This window comes from Devosia sp., assembly GCF_039927955.1.
In the GTDB taxonomy this organism is placed as follows: domain Bacteria; phylum Pseudomonadota; class Alphaproteobacteria; order Rhizobiales; family Devosiaceae; genus Devosia.
Genome location: NZ_JBDSUA010000063.1, coordinates 1 through 17,071 on the forward strand (window position 1 = coordinate 1; position 17,071 = coordinate 17,071).

At 61.9% G+C, this 17,071-nt stretch carries 15 protein-coding genes; 11 read left to right on the forward strand and 4 right to left on the reverse strand.

Features of this window, described 5'->3' with window-relative positions; all coding sequences use genetic code 11:
* Positions 1–279: 279 nt before the first annotated feature.
* Together ABIT12_RS15575 and ABIT12_RS15580 are read right to left on the reverse strand one after the other, a co-directional pair.
* Complete coding sequence (locus ABIT12_RS15575; RefSeq protein ID WP_348044535.1) at positions 280–1,983, reverse strand: L,D-transpeptidase family protein; 1,704 nt, start codon at positions 1,981–1,983, stop codon at positions 280–282.
* A 149-nt stretch (positions 1,984–2,132) separates the two neighbouring features.
* On the reverse strand, positions 2,133–4,442 hold the full coding sequence (locus tag ABIT12_RS15580) for a mechanosensitive ion channel domain-containing protein (RefSeq protein ID WP_348044537.1): 2,310 nt from the start codon (positions 4,440–4,442) through the stop codon (positions 2,133–2,135).
* A 133-nt stretch (positions 4,443–4,575) separates the two neighbouring features.
* On the opposite strand from ABIT12_RS15580, the gene ABIT12_RS15585 reads away from it, so the two are divergent.
* Entirely contained in the window at positions 4,576–5,718 is a 1,143-nt protein-coding gene (locus ABIT12_RS15585; protein WP_348044539.1) for an amidohydrolase, read from the forward strand.
* A gap of 16 nt (positions 5,719–5,734) precedes the next feature.
* Here the strand turns inward: ABIT12_RS15585 and ABIT12_RS15590 are convergent, their stop codons facing one another.
* Positions 5,735–7,219, reverse strand: coding sequence for a sigma-54-dependent transcriptional regulator (locus ABIT12_RS15590; protein WP_407065633.1), 1,485 nt, complete (start codon positions 7,217–7,219; stop codon positions 5,735–5,737).
* Between the two features lie 166 nt (positions 7,220–7,385).
* Between ABIT12_RS15590 and ABIT12_RS15595 the strand changes: the two genes are divergently transcribed.
* From ABIT12_RS15595 to ABIT12_RS15625, 7 genes are all read left to right on the forward strand, one after another.
* A complete protein-coding gene (locus ABIT12_RS15595) occupies positions 7,386–7,637 on the forward strand; it encodes a type II toxin-antitoxin system RelE/ParE family toxin (RefSeq protein WP_348044541.1) in 252 nt (83 codons plus the stop codon).
* A gap of 21 nt (positions 7,638–7,658) precedes the next feature.
* A complete protein-coding gene (locus ABIT12_RS15600; protein ID WP_348044543.1) occupies positions 7,659–8,000 on the forward strand; it encodes a helix-turn-helix transcriptional regulator in 342 nt (113 codons plus the stop codon).
* A gap of 71 nt (positions 8,001–8,071) precedes the next feature.
* Positions 8,072–9,883, forward strand: a complete 1,812-nt coding sequence (locus tag ABIT12_RS15605) for a M3 family oligoendopeptidase (protein WP_348044545.1) — start codon at positions 8,072–8,074, stop codon at positions 9,881–9,883.
* A gap of 82 nt (positions 9,884–9,965) precedes the next feature.
* A complete protein-coding gene (locus ABIT12_RS15610) occupies positions 9,966–10,172 on the forward strand; it encodes an aa3-type cytochrome c oxidase subunit IV (protein WP_348063371.1) in 207 nt (68 codons plus the stop codon).
* Positions 10,173–10,275: 103 nt separating this feature from the next.
* Entirely contained in the window at positions 10,276–11,706 is a 1,431-nt protein-coding gene (locus tag ABIT12_RS15615) for a Re/Si-specific NAD(P)(+) transhydrogenase subunit alpha (protein ID WP_348044549.1), read from the forward strand.
* Positions 11,707–12,009 carry a proton-translocating transhydrogenase family protein gene (locus ABIT12_RS15620; RefSeq protein ID WP_348044551.1) on the forward strand — a complete coding sequence of 101 codons (303 nt, stop codon included), beginning with the start codon at positions 11,707–11,709 and terminating at the stop codon, positions 12,007–12,009.
* Between the two features lie 7 nt (positions 12,010–12,016).
* Positions 12,017–13,420, forward strand: coding sequence for an NAD(P)(+) transhydrogenase (Re/Si-specific) subunit beta (locus tag ABIT12_RS15625; protein ID WP_348044589.1), 1,404 nt, complete (start codon positions 12,017–12,019; stop codon positions 13,418–13,420).
* Positions 13,421–13,743: 323 nt separating this feature from the next.
* Here the strand turns inward: ABIT12_RS15625 and ABIT12_RS15630 are convergent, their stop codons facing one another.
* Positions 13,744–13,959, reverse strand: coding sequence for a SlyX family protein (locus ABIT12_RS15630; protein ID WP_348044553.1), 216 nt, complete (start codon positions 13,957–13,959; stop codon positions 13,744–13,746).
* A gap of 161 nt (positions 13,960–14,120) precedes the next feature.
* Between ABIT12_RS15630 and ABIT12_RS15635 the strand changes: the two genes are divergently transcribed.
* The 3 genes from ABIT12_RS15635 to ABIT12_RS15645 all read left to right on the forward strand — a co-directional run bounded on the left by ABIT12_RS15635 (position 14,121) and on the right by ABIT12_RS15645 (position 16,880).
* On the forward strand, positions 14,121–14,762 hold the full coding sequence (locus tag ABIT12_RS15635) for a DsbA family oxidoreductase (protein ID WP_348044555.1): 642 nt from the start codon (positions 14,121–14,123) through the stop codon (positions 14,760–14,762).
* Position 14,763: 1 nt separating this feature from the next.
* The gene (locus ABIT12_RS15640; RefSeq protein WP_348044557.1) at positions 14,764–15,582 is read left to right on the forward strand and encodes an alpha/beta hydrolase; all 819 of its coding nucleotides are present in this window, start codon (positions 14,764–14,766) and stop codon (positions 15,580–15,582) included.
* 65 nt (positions 15,583–15,647) lie between these two features.
* Positions 15,648–16,880, forward strand: a complete 1,233-nt coding sequence (locus ABIT12_RS15645; RefSeq protein ID WP_348044559.1) for a multidrug effflux MFS transporter — start codon at positions 15,648–15,650, stop codon at positions 16,878–16,880.
* Positions 16,881–17,071 lie beyond the last annotated feature (191 nt).

Consider the following 17,071-nt stretch of genomic DNA (forward strand, 5'->3'; position numbering starts at 1 on the left):
AGCTCTCATGGCCTTCTCCGCTCAGATCGCGCCACTGGCGCGATCTGCCCTGGCGGGGCGCTACAAAGCCCCACAAGGGGGAGGGTGGGCGCGGTGGGTGTGGCTCGATCTGAGCACGATCTGGTAACGCCAAAGATGTCATTCCGGCGGAGGCCGGAATCCATGCGGTGAACGCTCCCAGCGCTGGATGCGAATGGATGGCCACGGACCTGGATTCCGGCCTGCGCCGGAATGACATCGCGTTTGGGGCCGCGCCGGTGCGGCTGCGGGTCCAATGTTTTACGGCGAGGGAGTCTGATCGGCCACTTCGGCCACGGTTGCGGCCGGTTCAGTGGTGACCTGGCCCTTGTTGAGGGCGGCGATCACTTCGGCATTGTGGCCGTAGATGTCGTCATAGGATTTCAGCGAACCATCGGCTTCGACGCGCAGCGTGAAATAGGTCAGGTGTACCGGAATTTGATGGTCCGGGTTCACCCAGCGCTCCTTGGCGCCGAACATGGCTTCGAGCGAGGCGCGATTGATATGGGTTTCGTTGGCGGTCAGCGCCTGGGCGAAATCCATGGGGTTCTGCACGCGGACACAACCGTGGCTGTAGGCGCGGTAGGCACGCGAAAACAGCGACTTGGACGGGGTATCGTGCAGGTACACGTCGTGCTTGTTGGGGAACAGGAACTTGATCTGCCCCAAGGCATTGCCGGCACCCGGCTTCTGGCGGACGCTGAACGGGAAGCTGTTGCCAGCGGCGGACCAATCGACCTGCGAGGCCGAAACCACGTTGCCGTTGTAGAGCAGCTCCATGTTCTGGCCGGCGATGTAGCCGGGATTGGTGCGGGTCTTGGGCGCGATCTCGTTGCGGATGATCGAGGACGGCACGTTCCAATAGGGGTTCACCACGATGTGGCGAATATTGTCCGAAAAAATCGGGGTCTGGTGCTTGGTCGCGCCAACCACGACGCGGGTGGTGTAGCCCGGCACGCCATCGGTGTTGATGACCAGGGTGTATTGCGGAATGTTGACGAAGACGTTGAACTTGCCCAGGTCTTGGGGCAGCCAGCGCCAGCGTTCCATATTGGCAATGATGTCATCGCGGCTGATGCTGGGGCCGCCATTGAGCGCGGCCAGCGTGCTTTTGCCGGCGATGCCATCGGCATCGAGGCCCTGGGCATCCTGATAGGTCTTGATCGCGGCAACGACGACATCGTCATAGGCCAATGGATCGACCGGGACGTCGGTCAGGGCCAGACGCTCGCGCAGCAGCGGCACGCGCGCGTCGCTCATCCCCGGCTTCAGCGTCGGGCCGGCGGGAATTTGCACGGTCTTGGTCTGGGAACTTTCGTCGAAATTGGCGAGCGCGGCTTTGAGGGCCAGGAATTCGGGGTGGGTAGGTTCAAGCGCCGCCAGGATTTTTTCCGGCGTCTTGCTGGCAGCCATTTCGGTCAGGAGCGCGGTCGCGTCGATGGCCTTGGGCGTGTAGTCGAGGTTTTCCGAGATCGACAGCGGACGCAGGCGGCCGGTGTGGATGTGGGTGGCGTAGCGGACGACGGCGCTGGAAAATGCGGTTTCAAGGGCGGCCATCTTCGCCGGATCTCTGGCGGCTGCGGCCGGGTCGAGATCGGGCGTCAGGTAATCGCTCGGACGCAGGCCTTCGCGGGCCGCATCCTTGAACAGCTTGATGACGTTTTCGGCGGTGGGCGAAAAGCTCAGGGCGCCATCGGCGGACTGGCTCAGCCAGATCGGTTCGAAGTGGCGCGCACCGTAAAAGAAGTAGAGTTTTTGTGCTTCGGCATAGCCATCGCTGTCGCGACCGGCGCCATAATAGGCGGCTGACAGCGCATCCTTGATGGTGCGGGCAAGGGCGGTCTGGGGCGGCGCGATGATGATGGGGTTAACGACCGGCTCGGCCGAGGCCACGTCCTGCGCCATGGCCGGCACGATACTGCCAAGAGCCACACTGGCGAGCAGGCAAATCAAGAGCTTGTTCATGAAAACTCCACCGCGAGGCGACCGCAACTGGCCCAAACCGAATCCCGGCAGAGCACGCACACGCTGAAATTTACTACTCTGGAAAGGTTAAGAGGTGCAATCGCTCGCAATGTTGTGAGCAAGGTTTGTGGCGTTGCTGCAACGGGTTTTCAGCTCTGGTTGTCTTCTTCGGGCTCAAAGCTGTCTTCGGGCAGATCGAGTTCGGACCTGGTGCTGGACGAAGCGGCTGTGCTGGCGGGCAAACGCGGGGACTTTGGCGGGGTGCCGCCAGTGACGATCCGCACCGGCGGCGCAGCGCCATCGCGATCCTGACCGAAGTAGATGGTTTGGTGCGGCAGGGCGATTTCGATGTCGCGGGCGTCGAAGATGGTCTTGATGCGGCCGTTGAAGGCGCGGCCCACCGACCATTGCTGGCCGGGCAGCACCTTGATCCTGGTTCGCACGATCACGGCGCTCTCGGCGAATTTGTCGATGCCCATCCATTCCAGTTCGGTGGCGACAATGTCGTTGGCGAAAGCCGGGTCGGCCTTGAGCTCGGCAAAGGCATCGTCCATCGCCTGTTTTACGTCGTCGATATTTTCGCGGTAGGCCACGCCCATGTCACAGACGGCGAAAGCGAAGCCACGCATGAAGTTGGAGACGGTATCGACCGAGGAAAACGGCACGATGTGATAGACGCCGTTGACATCGCGCAGCGACGCCGAGCGAATGGTCAGGCGTTCGACCTTGCCGGCGATGCCGGCGATATTGACCACGTCGCCCACATCGATGGCGCCTTCGAGCTGCATGAAAATGCCGGTAATGACATCCTGCACCAGCTTTTGCGAGCCGAAACCGATGGCGAGGCCGATGACCCCGGCAGAGGCGAGGAGCGGGGCGATATTGATGCCGATTTCGGACAGCACGAACATGCCGGTAAACACCGCCAGCGCGATGGAAATGGCATTGCGCATCAGGGCTAGAAGAGTGCGTTCGCGCGACTTGACGGCGAATGATCCTTCGCCCTGCAGGCGATAGTCCACCCAGGAACTGACGGTGAGCCAGGCGGCAAAGGCCAGCACCAGAATAATGGCAATGGTGGCGATGGCGCTGGCAAAGCGGCCGCCAATGTCGGAATCGAGCCAGGCGCCGATGCTGAACAGGCCGATGCTATCAAGGGTAATGGCGGCGACCACGAGCACCACCATCAGGCGCAGCAAGGCAAGCGCCCGCGGCACGAACGCGTTAAGGCGCTGTTCGAGCAGCGGGATGCGGTCGGAAAGGCGGGGCGGGAGTTTGACGCCGTTCAGAATGATGCGGTTGAGCAGGTTGGCAATGGTCAGGCCCAGGCCGATGGCAATGGCGATCTTGATGGTGGCGACCAGCATCGACAGCAGCGCCTCGGGCGGCCAGATCATCACCACCAGAAACAGCATGACCAGGTAAATGATCACCGGAACGTGCCAGTAACGGGCCATGAATTTGAGGGTGCGGTTGTCATCCTGGCTGGTGATGCTGACCAGCCAGGCGGTCACCGCCTCGCGCATGCGCAGCACCAGATTGAGCACCAGGGCCAGCACGATCAAGTAATCCAGCACCGAAATCGCCAGCGCCGACGCGACCGAAATATTGCGGTGGAACACCGGAACCAGCAGCAACTGCCCAAAGATCAGGATGTTGACGGCAAACAGGCTCCAGCGGGCCAGCATATTGGCATTGTGATCGGAGATCGGCACCGGCCGCAACGAGGGGTGCTGCGGCGCCAGCACGGCGTAGATCAGCGCCAACAGCAGTTGGGCGACCAGAAAGGCGTTGAGGAACAGGGATTGATTGAAGGACATCTGGCCTGCCGGGCCTAACACGCCCGCTGCAACGATGGTGCCGACGCTCCAGGCAATGGCGATGATGGCGACGTTGATGGCGAACTGGACGAGGACGGCGATGGCCTTGACGACAAGGCCCGAGCTGGCGGCCCGGCGTTCCAGCATTTTGCGCATGCCGCGGGTCAGGCCGAGCATGGCAAGCCAGAGGGCATAGGTGATGATGACAAGAATGCCGAGCTCGAGCCAGACCTGGCCAATCGAGCGATAGTCGGCCTGCCAAAGAGCGCCAAACATGGCGGGCGCGGCGCGCAGACCGGTCCAGAACTGCTTGACGGCGTTCGCACCGGACTGCACCGCGCCTTGCGTCACCTGGGCAATATCGCCGCCGAAGCTGTTGGGGGTGATTGCGGTTGGCGTGCTATCAGCGGCGGTGCCATCGGCGCGGCGCTCGAGATCCTCGATCAGCCGCTGGCGCGCTGCATCGTCCTTGAGCACCTCGATGAGGGTTTTGAGCGCGGCGCCATCGTCGGGAGTTGCTGTTCCGCTGACCGCTGTCGGGATGGCCTGCGCCGATGCCGGAGCGGCGGACAGGCAGATCATTCCGGCCAGGATCATAAAGCCCGCAAGGGGACGCAACAGCAGGCTCATCAAGGGCATGGATGGGGTTCCGTTCCAATTGCGCGTCGGACTGGTCCTAAACCGCGACGGAGGGGCGAACAACCCCTGGCCGGGTTGCGTGATGTGTTGGACGGGCTATTACAGTTGCCGGGCGAAGCCATGGTGGAGAGTGATGGTGCTGGATCAGAGGGAAATTGCGGCACTGATCGACTGGCGGCGCACTGTGCATCAGTGGCCCGAGATTTCGGGCGAGGAGGCGCAGACTGCGGCCACGGTTGTCGCCGCTTTGCACCTGTTGGCGCCTGACGAGATTTTGACCAAGCTGGGCGGACACGGGGTGGCAGCGGTGTTTGCCGGACGCGAGGCGGGCCCGACCGTGTTGTTTCGCTGCGAGCTGGATGCGCTGCCGATTGCTGAAATCGGCGATCGGCCGCATCGCTCCCGGATCGTGGGCAAGGCACATCTGTGCGGCCATGACGGGCATATGGCGATTATCCTGGGGCTGGCGCAGATGTTGGCGCAATGCCGGCCACGGCGCGGCCGGGTGGTGGTGTTGTTTCAGCCCGCTGAGGAGACGGGAGCGGGGGCGCGGGCGGTGATCGCCGACCCGCAGTTTGTCCGGATCAGGCCGGACTTTGCCTTTGCGCTGCACAATATGCCGGGCATTGCGATGGGGGCGGCGGCGGTCAATGCCGGGCCAATGGCCTGCGCGTCACGGGGCCTGCGGATCGTGTTCGCCGGCAAAACGGCGCATGCGGCAATGCCAGAAACAGGCGTGTCTCCGGCACCCGCCATCGCGCGGTTGATTCCGGCGCTGACGGCGCTGGGCACTGGCGGGCCGCTGGAAAGCGGATTTCGCCTGGTGACGGTAACGCATGCCCGATTTGGCGAGCCGGCGTTCGGCATCGCGCCGGGCGAGGGGGAATTGTGGGTGACGCTGCGGACGGTGCTCGATCGCGATATGGCGGCGCTGCATCGCGAGGCGATGGCGCTGATCGATGCCGAAGCAGGCGGGCTGGGCATGACGGTGACCGTGCATGACCAGTTTGCCGGCTGCGACAATGATCCTGAAGCCGGCGGGTTGGTGACCGCTGCGCTGGATCGGGCCGGGATCACGCTGGTGCAGGGCAGGACGCCGATGCGCGCTTCGGAGGATTTCGGGCTGTTTGGGTCAGTCTCCAAGGCAGCATTGTTGCTACTGGGTGCTGGCGAAAGCCATGCGGCGCTGCACAATCCCGACTACGATTTTCCCGACGAGATGATTGCGGTGGGAATCGGCCTGTTCGACGATATCGGGCGCCAATTGCTGGGTTAGGCCAGCAGCGGCCCGATCAGGCGGCGTCGCTTTCGAGCGCTTCGGCAAGCCCATATTCATGCAGTTTGCGATAGAGCGTCGAGCGGCCGATCTTGAGGGCGCGGGCGACTTTGGACATGCGACCGCCATGGTGCTCGATGGCAAAGACAATGGCGGCGCGTTCGATATCGGCAAGAGCGCTGATTTCGCCCGATGGGTCGAGGAACCGGTCCTGTGCGGGGATCGCCTCGGGCATGGGGCGCAGGCGCGCGGTGGCGTTGTCGATGTGGGTGGGGGCGGCGGGGACGGTGATTGTATCGAGGGCGCGGACAGCCTCTTCGCGGCCACCGAGCTGGGCGACGATCTGGGGGAAATCGACGGTTTCAAGGAAGGCACCGTCGGACAGGACTATAGCGCGATAGACGCTGTTTTCGAGCTGGCGGATATTGCCGGGCCAGTCGTAACTTTGCAGCAAAGCCAGCGCGGCGGGCGAGACGCCGATGACGCGTTTGCCTGCTTCCGCCGAAAAGCGTGCGGTGAAATGGGCGACCAGTTCGGCGATGTCTTCCTTGCGCTCGCGCAGCGGTGGCACATAGATCGGGAAGACGTTGAGGCGGTAATAAAGGTCTTCGCGGAATTCGCCGGATTTGGCCAGATTGAGCAGGCGACGATTGGTGGCGGAAATCAGCCGGACATTGACGCGCTCGGGCCGGGTGGCGCCGACCGGTTCGATTTCGCCCTCCTGCAGGGCGCGGAGCAGCTTGACCTGGGTGTCGAGCGGCAGTTCGCCCACTTCATCGAGGAACAGCGTGCCGTTATGGGCCTCCGCAAATTTACCCGCCTGATCGGCGTGGGCGCCGGTGAAGGCGCCTTTCTTGTGCCCGAACAGCACGGATTCAACCAGATTTGGCGGGATGGCGCCGCAATTGACGGTGATGAACGGCTTGCCGGCGCGGTCGCCAGTGCCCTGGATGATGCGGGCGATCAGTTCTTTGCCGGCGCCGGTTTCGCCTTCGATCAAGACGGGAATGGTGCTCTTGGCGGCCTTGGCGCACAGCGTCAGCACGCGGGCCATGGCCGGGGCGCGGGCGATCATATCGGCGGGCGTGAAGGTGCCCGTGCGGCGGCTGCGTTCGGCGCGGACCACGGCTTCGAGCGCATCGAGCTTCATGGCATTGCGCAGCGAAACGATCAGCCGTTCGGGGGAGACGGGTTTGACGAAATAATCGGCCGCGCCCTGGCGCATGGCGGTGACGACGGTTTCGAGCGAGGCGTGGGCGGTCTGGATGATGACGGGATGCTTGAGCCCTTCGCGGGCCATGGCTTCCATCACGGCCATGCCATCCAGATCAGGCATCACCAGATCGAGAATGACGGCGCCGATATTGTGATCGTCGCGCAGGATGGTCAGTGCCTGCAGGCCGCCGGTCGCGGTCAGGGGTTTGAACCCTGCGCGGTTGGCAACTTCGGCGGTCAGGCGCAATTGCACCGGATCATCGTCGACAATCAAAACCCGCGTCATCAGACCTCGTTCGACGTTTCGGCGCTCGAATCGCGCTGTATCGTTTTGGGAGGATGATGGGCTGCGGGCCTTAAGAGGGTGTTAATCATGGGGATTTTGTGCGGTGTAAGTCGTCAATGATCTGTAGTTGTTGACTGCAGTGTAGTTTTCAACTACGTATTTTGCGATGAAAGCGATCAGCTACACCAAGGCGGCCGTGCGGGTTTTGAGCCGAATGCCCACCAACACGGCAGCGCGAATTCGGTCCAAGATTGCCGATTATGCGCGCGACCCCGCCTCGCAGGCCAACAATATAAAGGCCCTGCAAGGGCGCTCAGGGATTAGGCTACGGGTCGGCGATTGGCGTGTCATTATGGAAGACGGGGTTGTGTTGCAGGTTCTTCAAATCGGCCCGCGTGGATCGATTTACGATGAGTAAAGTCAACGTATGGAGCTTCAAATGAATGAAATGGTGACCATTCCCAAGGCGGAGTATGACCGTTTGCGTGCTGCAGCTGACGATCTGGCGGATATTGCACTTTATGAAGCCGCCAAAGCCGACATCGCCGCTGGCCGTGATGAGTTGATTCCTGCGGCATTTGCTGATCGCCTGATCGACGGCGAAAGCCCGGTCAGGGTGTTTAGAGAATTGCGCGGGCTGACACAGTCGGCGTTGTCACGGTCCTCCGGCGTCAATCGTGTGCAGATTGCCGACATTGAAGCGGGACGCAGTGCTGGATCGGTTGAAACCATGCGCAAACTGGCTATCGCGCTCAACGTCACAATTGACGATCTGGTGTAGTCGCGCCTTCACATCGCCTTTCCCGCTGGCTATGGTCCGCCGCACATTGGACCAGCCGGAGACTCACGCCCATGACCGATCAAGCCGCCGCCCAAAAGGGTCACAACCAGTTCGGTGCGCTGCCGGTTTGGGATTTGAGCGACCTGTATCCGGGCCGCGACAGTGCCGAGTTCAAGGCCGATCTGGAGCAGGCCAAGGCGGATGCGATCCGGTTTGAGGCCGACTACAAGGGCAAGCTGGCCGAGCTGACCAAGGCGGGCAGGCTGATCGAGGCGATCCGGGATACCGAGGCGCTGGGCGATCTGACCGGCAAGATCGGCTCGTTCTCCTTCCTGCAATACGCGCAGAAGGCGACCGATCCGGACCGCGCCAAGTTCATGGGCGATACCAATGACGCGCTGACCAATATCGGCACAAGGGTGCTGTTTTTTGACCTTGAGCTCAATCGTATCGACGACGACGTGCTGGAGGCCGCGCTGTCGTCCAATGCCGAACTGGGGCGCTATCGTCCATGGTTCACGGAACTGCGCAAGGCCAAGCCGTATCAGCTGGAAGATCGGGTCGAGGAACTGTTTAACGAAAAGTCGGTCACCGGCTTTTCGGCCTGGAACCGGCTCTATGATGAGACGCTGGCGAGCCTCAAATTCGATGTCGACGGAGAAGAGTTGACGCTGGAAGCGACGCTGCATCTGCTGTCGGAAAAAGACGAGAAGAAGCGCGAAAGCGCCTTCCACGCCGTGTCCAAGACGCTGGGAGACAATTCCCGCCTGTTCACCCACATCACCAATGTGCTGGCCAAGGACAAGGAAATCTCGGATCGCTGGCGCGGCTATCAGGACATTGCCGACAGCCGGCATATGGCCAATTCGGTCGAACGCGAAGTGGTCGATGCGCTGCAAAGTGCGGTGCGCGAGGCATTCCCGCGGTTGAGCCACCGCTACTACAAGATGAAGGCCAAGTGGTTCGGCAAGGACAAGCTCAACAGCTGGGACCGTAATGCACCGCTGCCGACGGCTGATGAGCAGTTGTTCGACTGGGAGACGGCCAAGAATACCGTGCTGGAAGCCTATGGCCGGTTTTCGCCGAAGCTGGCCGAAGTGGCGGCACCGTTTTTTGACAGCGGCTGGATCGATGCGCCAAGCGGGGACGGCAAGCTGTCCGGCGCTTTTGCGCATCCGACAGTGCCGAGCGCGCATCCCTATCTGATGCTCAACTATATGGGCCGGCCGCGCGATGTGATGACGCTGGCGCACGAACTGGGGCATGGCGTGCATCAGCGTCTGGCGGCGGCACAGGGGCCGTTGCTGGCCAATACGCCGCTGACGCTGGCGGAAACCGCGTCGGTGTTTGGCGAAATGCTGACGTTCCGCTCGATCTTGAACAAGACCACCGACAAGAAGCAACGGTTTGCGCTGCTGTCGTCAAAGGTCGAGGACATGCTCAATACGGTGGTGCGGCAGATCGCGTTCTATACGTTTGAGCGCAAGGTGCATACGGCGCGCCCCAATGGGGAATTGCGCACCGAGGAAATCAACGCCATCTGGCTCGAAGTGCAGGGCGAGAGCCTGGGCGAGGGCATCGTGCTCAATGAAGGCTACGAGAACTTCTGGAGCTATATTCCCCACTTCATCCATTCCCCGTTCTATGTGTATGCCTATGCCTTCGGGGACTGTCTTGTGAACTCGCTCTACGCACAGTATGAGAAGGCCGATGACGGCTTTGCGGAACGCTATTTCGATCTGCTCAAGGCCGGTGGCTCCAAGCACCATTCCGAACTGCTCGCGCCGTTCGGGCTGGATGCCAAGGACCCTAAATTCTGGTCGCTCGGCCTGTCGATGATCGAAGGGCTGATCGACGAACTGGAAGCGACGGACCCGTCCTGAGCTTTGACCGCGATGCGCTATTATTGAGGACGATATGGCCAATCACCACGAGCCGCTGCCCCCGTTGGAACATGAAAGTGCGATGGACTACCATCAGCATGAAAAGATGTACGACAATTTCGCGCGGATTCTGAAGTACTCGATCAGCAGCATCGCCATTCTGGTGATCGGGCTTTACTGCATCATCGAAGCGGAACAGCCACTGCTGGGCACGATCTTCGTGCTGCTTTCGGTGTTCGGTCCGGTGGCCATGGCCATCTATTCCAGCGTCAACAAACCAGTCCGCTGATTGGTGGCGCCCTGGGGCGCTGCGTCAGCATGGCCGGCAGATATGCATTGCCCCGACCCCACCGCTCCGGGTGAGTTCGGGGTGACGAAAGGGTAATTCTTAGATGAAAATCGCAATCGTCCGCGAGCGCTTCGACGGCGAAAATCGGGTCGCGGCCACGCCGGAAACCGTGGGCAAACTGATCGGCCTCGGTGGTGAGGTCAGCGTCGAAAAGGGCGCGGGACTGGGTTCGCGCATCCTCGATGCCGATTATGCTGCTGCCGGCGCCACGATCACGCCGACGGCCGAGGCGGCGCTCAAGGGCGCTGAAATCGTGTTGACCGTGCGCCGTCCGGCCGCCGCGGCGCTGGCTGGCGTGGCCAAGGGCGCACTGGTGATTGGCGCGCTTGATCCGTTCGGCAATGACGCCGATGTGCAGGCGCTGGCCAAGGCCGGCGTCGCGGCGATGTCGATGGAATTCATGCCGCGCATTACCCGGGCGCAGGTGATGGATATCCTGTCGTCGCAGGCCAACCTCTCCGGCTATCAGGCAGTGATCGATGCGGCGGCCGAGTTCGATCGCGCCATGCCGATGATGATGACGGCTGCCGGTACGGTGCGTCCGGCCAAGGCCTTCGTGATGGGCGCCGGCGTGGCCGGGCTGCAGGCGATCGCCACGGCCAAGCGCCTGGGCGCGGTGGTGTCGGCGACCGACGTGCGTCCTGCCGCCAAGGAACAGGTGGAATCGCTGGGCGGCAAGTTCATTGCCGTCGAGGACGAGGAATTCAAGCAGGCCGAAACCGCTGGCGGCTATGCCAAGCAGATGTCGGCTGAATACCAGAAGAAGCAGGCCGAACTGACGGCGACCCACATCGCCAAGCAGGACATCGTTATTACCACGGCGCTGATCCCGGGGCGCCCGGCACCCAAGCTGATCACCAAGGCCATGGTTGAATCGATGCTGCCCGGTTCGGTGATCGTCGATCTGGCGGCGGAGCGCGGCGGCAATGTCGAGCTGACGGTGCCCGGCAAGATCATCGAGCACAACGGCGTCAAGATCATCGGTTATACTAATGTGCAGGGCCGCATCCCGACCACGGCGAGCCAGCTGTATTCGCGGAACCTGTTGGCGTTTGTCACCACGCTGATCGATGCCAAGACCAAGACCATGGCGATCAACTGGGATGACGAGCTGGTCAAGGCCATCGTTCTGACCCGCGACGGCAAAGTGGTGCATCCGAATTTTGTCGGTGCCGCGATTGCGACCGATGTGGCGGTGACGAAGGCTGCAAAGCCGGCCGCAGCCAAGGCTGCTCCGGTTGCAGCCAAGCCAGCGCCAACCAAGAAAGCTGCGGCGCCCAAGGCTGAAGCCAAAGCAGTGGCGCCCAAGGCGGCACCGGCTGCCGTTGCCGACCAGCCCAAACCCAAGAAAGCTGCTGCTGCCAAGGCTCCGGCCGAGGCGAAACCCGCTGCTGTCAAAGCGCCCGCCGCGGCAAAGCCTGCCGCAGTCAAGAAGCCTGCGCCTAAGAAAACCGCTCCGAAGGAGACCAAGTAAATGGAAGCCATCGATCCCTTCACGTTCCGGCTCGCCATTTTCGTGCTGGCGATTTTTGTCGGCTATTTCGTCGTCTGGTCGGTGACGCCGGCGCTGCATACGCCGCTGATGAGCGTGACCAACGCCATTTCGTCGGTGATCGTGGTGGGTGCGCTGCTGGCGGTTGGCGTGCAGCTTGCCGCTGACGGCAACTGGATTTCCAAGGCCTTCGGCTTCATCGCGCTGATCTTTGCCAGCGTCAACATTTTCGGCGGGTTCCTCGTCACCCAGCGCATGCTGGCAATGTACAAGAAAAAGGGTTGAGCTGATGATCTCTGCAGATATCGCAGCGCTGCTCTATCTCGTTTCGGGCGTGCTGTTCATTCTGGCACTGCGTGGCCTTTCCAATCCCCGTTCGGCCCAGCAGGGCAACCGTTTCGGCATGATCGGCATGGGCATTGCCATCGTCACCACGCTGGCGCTGGCCTCCCCGCATGACTGGGTGAGCTGGGTGCTGATCATCGGCGGCATCGGCATCGGTGGCGGTATCGGCGCCTATATGGCGCGCACCGTCAAGATGACCGACATGCCGCAACTGGTGGCGGCGTTCCACTCGCTGGTGGGGCTCGCTGCCGTGTTCGTGGCGGCGGCGGCACTTTACGCGCCGGAAGCCTTCGGCATTGGCGAAGTGGGCGCGATCCATGCGCAAGCGCTGGTGGAAATGAGCCTTGGCGTTGCCATCGGCGCGTTCACGTTTACCGGCTCGGTCATCGCCTTCCTCAAGCTCAACGGCAATATGGGCGGCAAGCCGATCATCCTGCCGGGCCGCCATCTGCTGCATTCGGCGATCGGCGTCGTACTGGTGATCCTGGTCGTGCTGCTGACCATGTCGGGCAACCCGACCTACTTCTGGCTGATCACCATCCTGGCGCTGGTCCTTGGCGGGCTGATGATCATCCCGATCGGCGGCGCCGACATGCCAGTGGTGGTATCCATGCTCAACTCCTATTCGGGTTGGGCAGCGGCCGGCATCGGCTTCACACTGGGCAATACGGCGCTCATCATTACCGGCGCGCTGGTGGGTTCCTCGGGCGCGATCCTCTCGTACATCATGTGCAAGGCGATGAACCGGAGTTTCATTTCGGTGATCCTGGGCGGGTTCGGCGGCGATAGCGCCTCTGCGGCCGCGGCGGGCGAAGACGAACGCCCGGTCAAACAGGGCGCGGCAGACGATGCGGCGTTCCTGATGAAGAATGCCTCCAAGGTGATCATCGTGCCGGGCTACGGCATGGCGGTGGCGCAGGCCCAGCATGCCTTGCGCGAAATGGCCGATCTGCTGAAGAAGGAAGGCGTCACCGTCAAGTACGCGATCCATCCGGTGGCCGGGCGCATGCCGGGGCATATGAACGTGCTGCTGGCGGAAGCCAATGTGCCCTATGACGAAGTGTTCGAACTCGAAGATATCAACTCCGAATTCGCCCAGTCCGACGTGGCCTTCGTGATCGGCGCCAATGACGTGACCAACCCTTCGGCCAAGACTGACAAGACTTCGCCGATCTATGGCATGCCGGTTTTGAACGTCGAGGACGCCGGTACGGTGCTGTTCATCAAGCGCGGCATGGCGGCGGGCTATGCCGGGGTGCAGAACGAGCTGTTCTTCCGCGATAATACGATGATGCTGTTCGGCGATGCGAAGAAGATGACCGAGGACATTGTCAAAGCCCTGGGCCACTAGGAAACCAATTCTGGCGGCCAGCTGGGGCCGGTATTCTGCGCTTCCGGTGCTCACGTACGCTCCGCTCCGGTTCTCGAACACCAACCCTATCTGACTCACCACAATCGGGTTCCTGATGGAGCCGCGACATCGGAAAGGCCCGCTTCGGCGGGCTTTTTGCTGCCACCAAGTTCTTCCTTCTCCCCTTGCGGGAGAAGGTGCCCGGAGGGCGGATGAGGGGTTTCTTGCTGGATCGGCGTATGCGGCGGCAACCCCTCACCCTGCAAATCTGCTGGACGCAGATTTGCGGTCCCTCTCCCGCAAGGGGAGAGGGTAGAAAGAGACTAGTAGTGCGGCGGGGGTGGCTCGGTTCTCGGGTCGGCGATGTTGCCGGCGTTGAGTTTGGTCTGTTCTTCGATCATGCCCAGTTTGCGGGTCAGGCCATCGATCACCTTCCATTGGGCGGTGATGGTGGCGTTGAGTTCTTCGATGGTGTGGTCCTGGTAGGCAATGCGGGTTTCGAGGGCATCGAGGCGGTCGGCAAGGGCTTGGGCGGTCATGGGTGGCTCCTGTGCCGGTTTTGCCGCCAGCGGGCCGATCCGTCAAGGATTGACCGGCGTCCCTGGAGACGGTTACCTCGGGGTGCGTTCTTGCGCGACGTGATTTGCCGCGCCATCTGACAGGCCTTAATCAATTCCGCCACAGGCGAAAGGACTGCCGCATGGCCAAGACTCTCAAGATCGATGTGTTCACCGATGTCGTCTGCCCGTGGTGCCTGGTGGGTTCGGCGCGGCTGGACAAGGCCATCGCAGCGCTGCCCGACGATGTCGAGGTGATCGTTGAAAACCATCCGTTCTATCTTGATGCTTCGACCCCACCGGAAGGGGTGATCGTGGCCGATATGCTGCGCGAAAAATATGGCCGCGATCCGAAGGAAATGTGGGAGCGTGTCGAGGGGGAGGCCCGCAAGGCCGGGCTTGATCTCGATCTTTCCAAGCAACCTCGCATGTTCCCCACGGCCAAGGCGCATACTTTGACCCGGCTGGCCAAGCCGCTGGGCAACCAGCACGAATTGGCCAATGCGATTGCCGAGGCGTATTTTCTCGATCATCGCCAGATCAACGATGACAATGTGCTGGCCGATATCGCGGTGGAATACGGGTTCGACCGGGGCGATGCGATCGATGCGATGAACGATGAGAACGAGCTGGCGATGACCGAACAGCTTGCCGTGCAGGCGTCGCAGCAGGGGATTACCGGCGTGCCGTTTTTCGTTTTGGGCGAGAAGTATGCGCTATCGGGCGCGCAGCCGCAGCAGGTGTTTGAACAGGCGATTGCCCAGACTCTGGCAGAGATGGATTGAAATGACGCTGCTGCGCCGGGTTCTGCTGGGGATCGTGCTGCTGGCCGTGATTGGCTATCTGGGCGCGGTGGCCTACATGTACACGATGCAGCGGGCGCTGCAGTATGACAATGGCGGCGTGGTGACGAGCCTGGCCGAGACCACGCTGGTGGGGGCCGAGGCCGTTGCCATTCCGTCGGATGGATCGGTGGTCAACGGCTGGTACAAGGCGCCGCAGCCGGGCAAACCGCTGATCGTCTATTACAAGGGCAATTCGGGTTCGTTTTCCAAGGAGCACGAGCGCTACGAAAAGTGGACACAGGATGGCTATGGCTTCCTGGCGTTCGATTATCGCGGCTTTCCCGCCTCGCCGGGTAGCATCACCCAGCAGAACATTCTGGACGATGCGACGGCGGCGTTTGATTTCGCCAAGGCCAAGGGGTTCCCCATCGTGATCTGGGGCCGTTCGCTGGGCAGCGGTCCGGCGACCTACATCGCCAGCATTCGCGACGCGGATGCGTTGCTGCTGGAAACGCCATTCCTCTCGGCGGTGGGCGTGGCGGCGGAGCGCTATCCGTATCTGCCGGTCTATTGGGTGATGCGGGACCAGTTTCCGAACAATGAGTGGATCAGACACGTCAACGAACCGGTGCTGATTGCGCATGGCACGGCGGACAAAACCATCGACGTGTCAAACGGCAAGCGGCTCTACGATCTGGCACCGAACAAGGATGAACTGTGGATTGTGCCCGACAAGGGCCATAGCGATCTGTGGGCGGCCGGGATCTGGGATCACGCTGCGACGTTCTTTGCCAAGGCCGAGGCGGCCGCAGGGCATTAGTGCCGGTTTTCCAACGGAAATGACTTTGTGGGTGGGATGGATGAGGTCTATTCGGAAGCTGGACCATGACTGAGTCCAATCCAATAACCACCCCGATGTCGTCCCGCCGCACGGCGCTGGTTGGTGGGTTGATGGTTGCAGCGGGACCGCTCAGCATCTCGCTTTACGGGCCGGCGCTGCCGACGATTGTTGCCGAGCTTGGCACCAATGAGGCGATGGGGAAGCTGTCGCTGTCGGTGTATTTCGCGGCGTTTGCACTGACGCAACTGGTGTGCGGGCCGCTGTCGGACAGTTTTGGCCGGCGCAAGGTTGCGATCGGGTTCTTGCTGTTTTACGTGCTGGGGAGTCTGGTGGCCGCGTTTGGGCCATCGGTGGAATTTTTGCTGGCCGGCCGCATTCTGCAGGGCATTGGTGTTTCGGTGGGGGTAGCGCTATCGCGCGCCATGGTGCGTGACCAGTTTGTCGGACGCGAAGCGATCGGCATCCTGACCTTGATCAACCTGATCCTGACGGTGGCACCAGCCGTGGCGCCGACCATCGGCAGCGTTATTCTGGCGTTCGGCAGCTGGCACCTGATGTTTATCGTCATGGGGCTTTATGGCGCCTTTCTGATGGCGCTGATTGGCTTTGCCAGCCGCGAGACGCATCCGGTGGTGGCGCGGGTGCCGCTACGACCAGTCGGCATCGTGGCCAATTACTGGCGACTGCTCAGCTCGATGCGCTTCATGGGGCCGGCCGGCGTGCTGGGGCTGTCGTTTGGTGGCTTTTATGGCTTTGCGGCGCTGCTACCGTTTATTCTGATCGACGATATCGGGCTGACCCCGTTCCAGTTCGCCATGACCATGCTGATCCAGACCGGCTCGTTCATTACCGGCAATCTGTTGGCGGGGTATGCGGCGCGGCGGCTGGATGGAGACATGATGGTGCGGATCGGATTGATCCTGCTGCTGTTGGCAGGGGTGGGCTTTGCCGCGGGGTTGCGGTTGTTCCCGACGGCAATCCTGGCGGTGATGGCGCCGGTGTCGCTGTGGATGCTGGCGCTGGCCTTTATCGGGCCGAGCACCACTGCGGCGGCGATGGCGGGCTTTGGGCCGATTGCGGGCGCGGCGGGCGCGTTGACCGGGTTCTTCCAAGTGGGGGGCGGCTTTGTCGGCTCGCTTTTGGCTAGCCTGTTGTTTCCCGATGCGCGCAGCGCGCTGGTGACGCTGATCCCGATCATGGCGGGGTTGGCGGTGATGATTGCGCTGGTCAACCGGGTGCGGACGCGGGTGCGGGAAGCGGCGATCCCGGAGACTTGAATCTGGTGTTGTGCGGCCTCTATCGACCTAGCGTTTGAGGTGCCCTCAGCACCCCCCTTGATCCCCTGCCATTCGAGCATAGCTCTCATGGGCTCTTCTGCTCATTTCGCGCCACTGGCGCGAAATGAGCAGAAGAGGCCCACAAAGGGGGGGGTAGAAACAAAAACGCCGCCCCGAAGGACGGCGTTTTC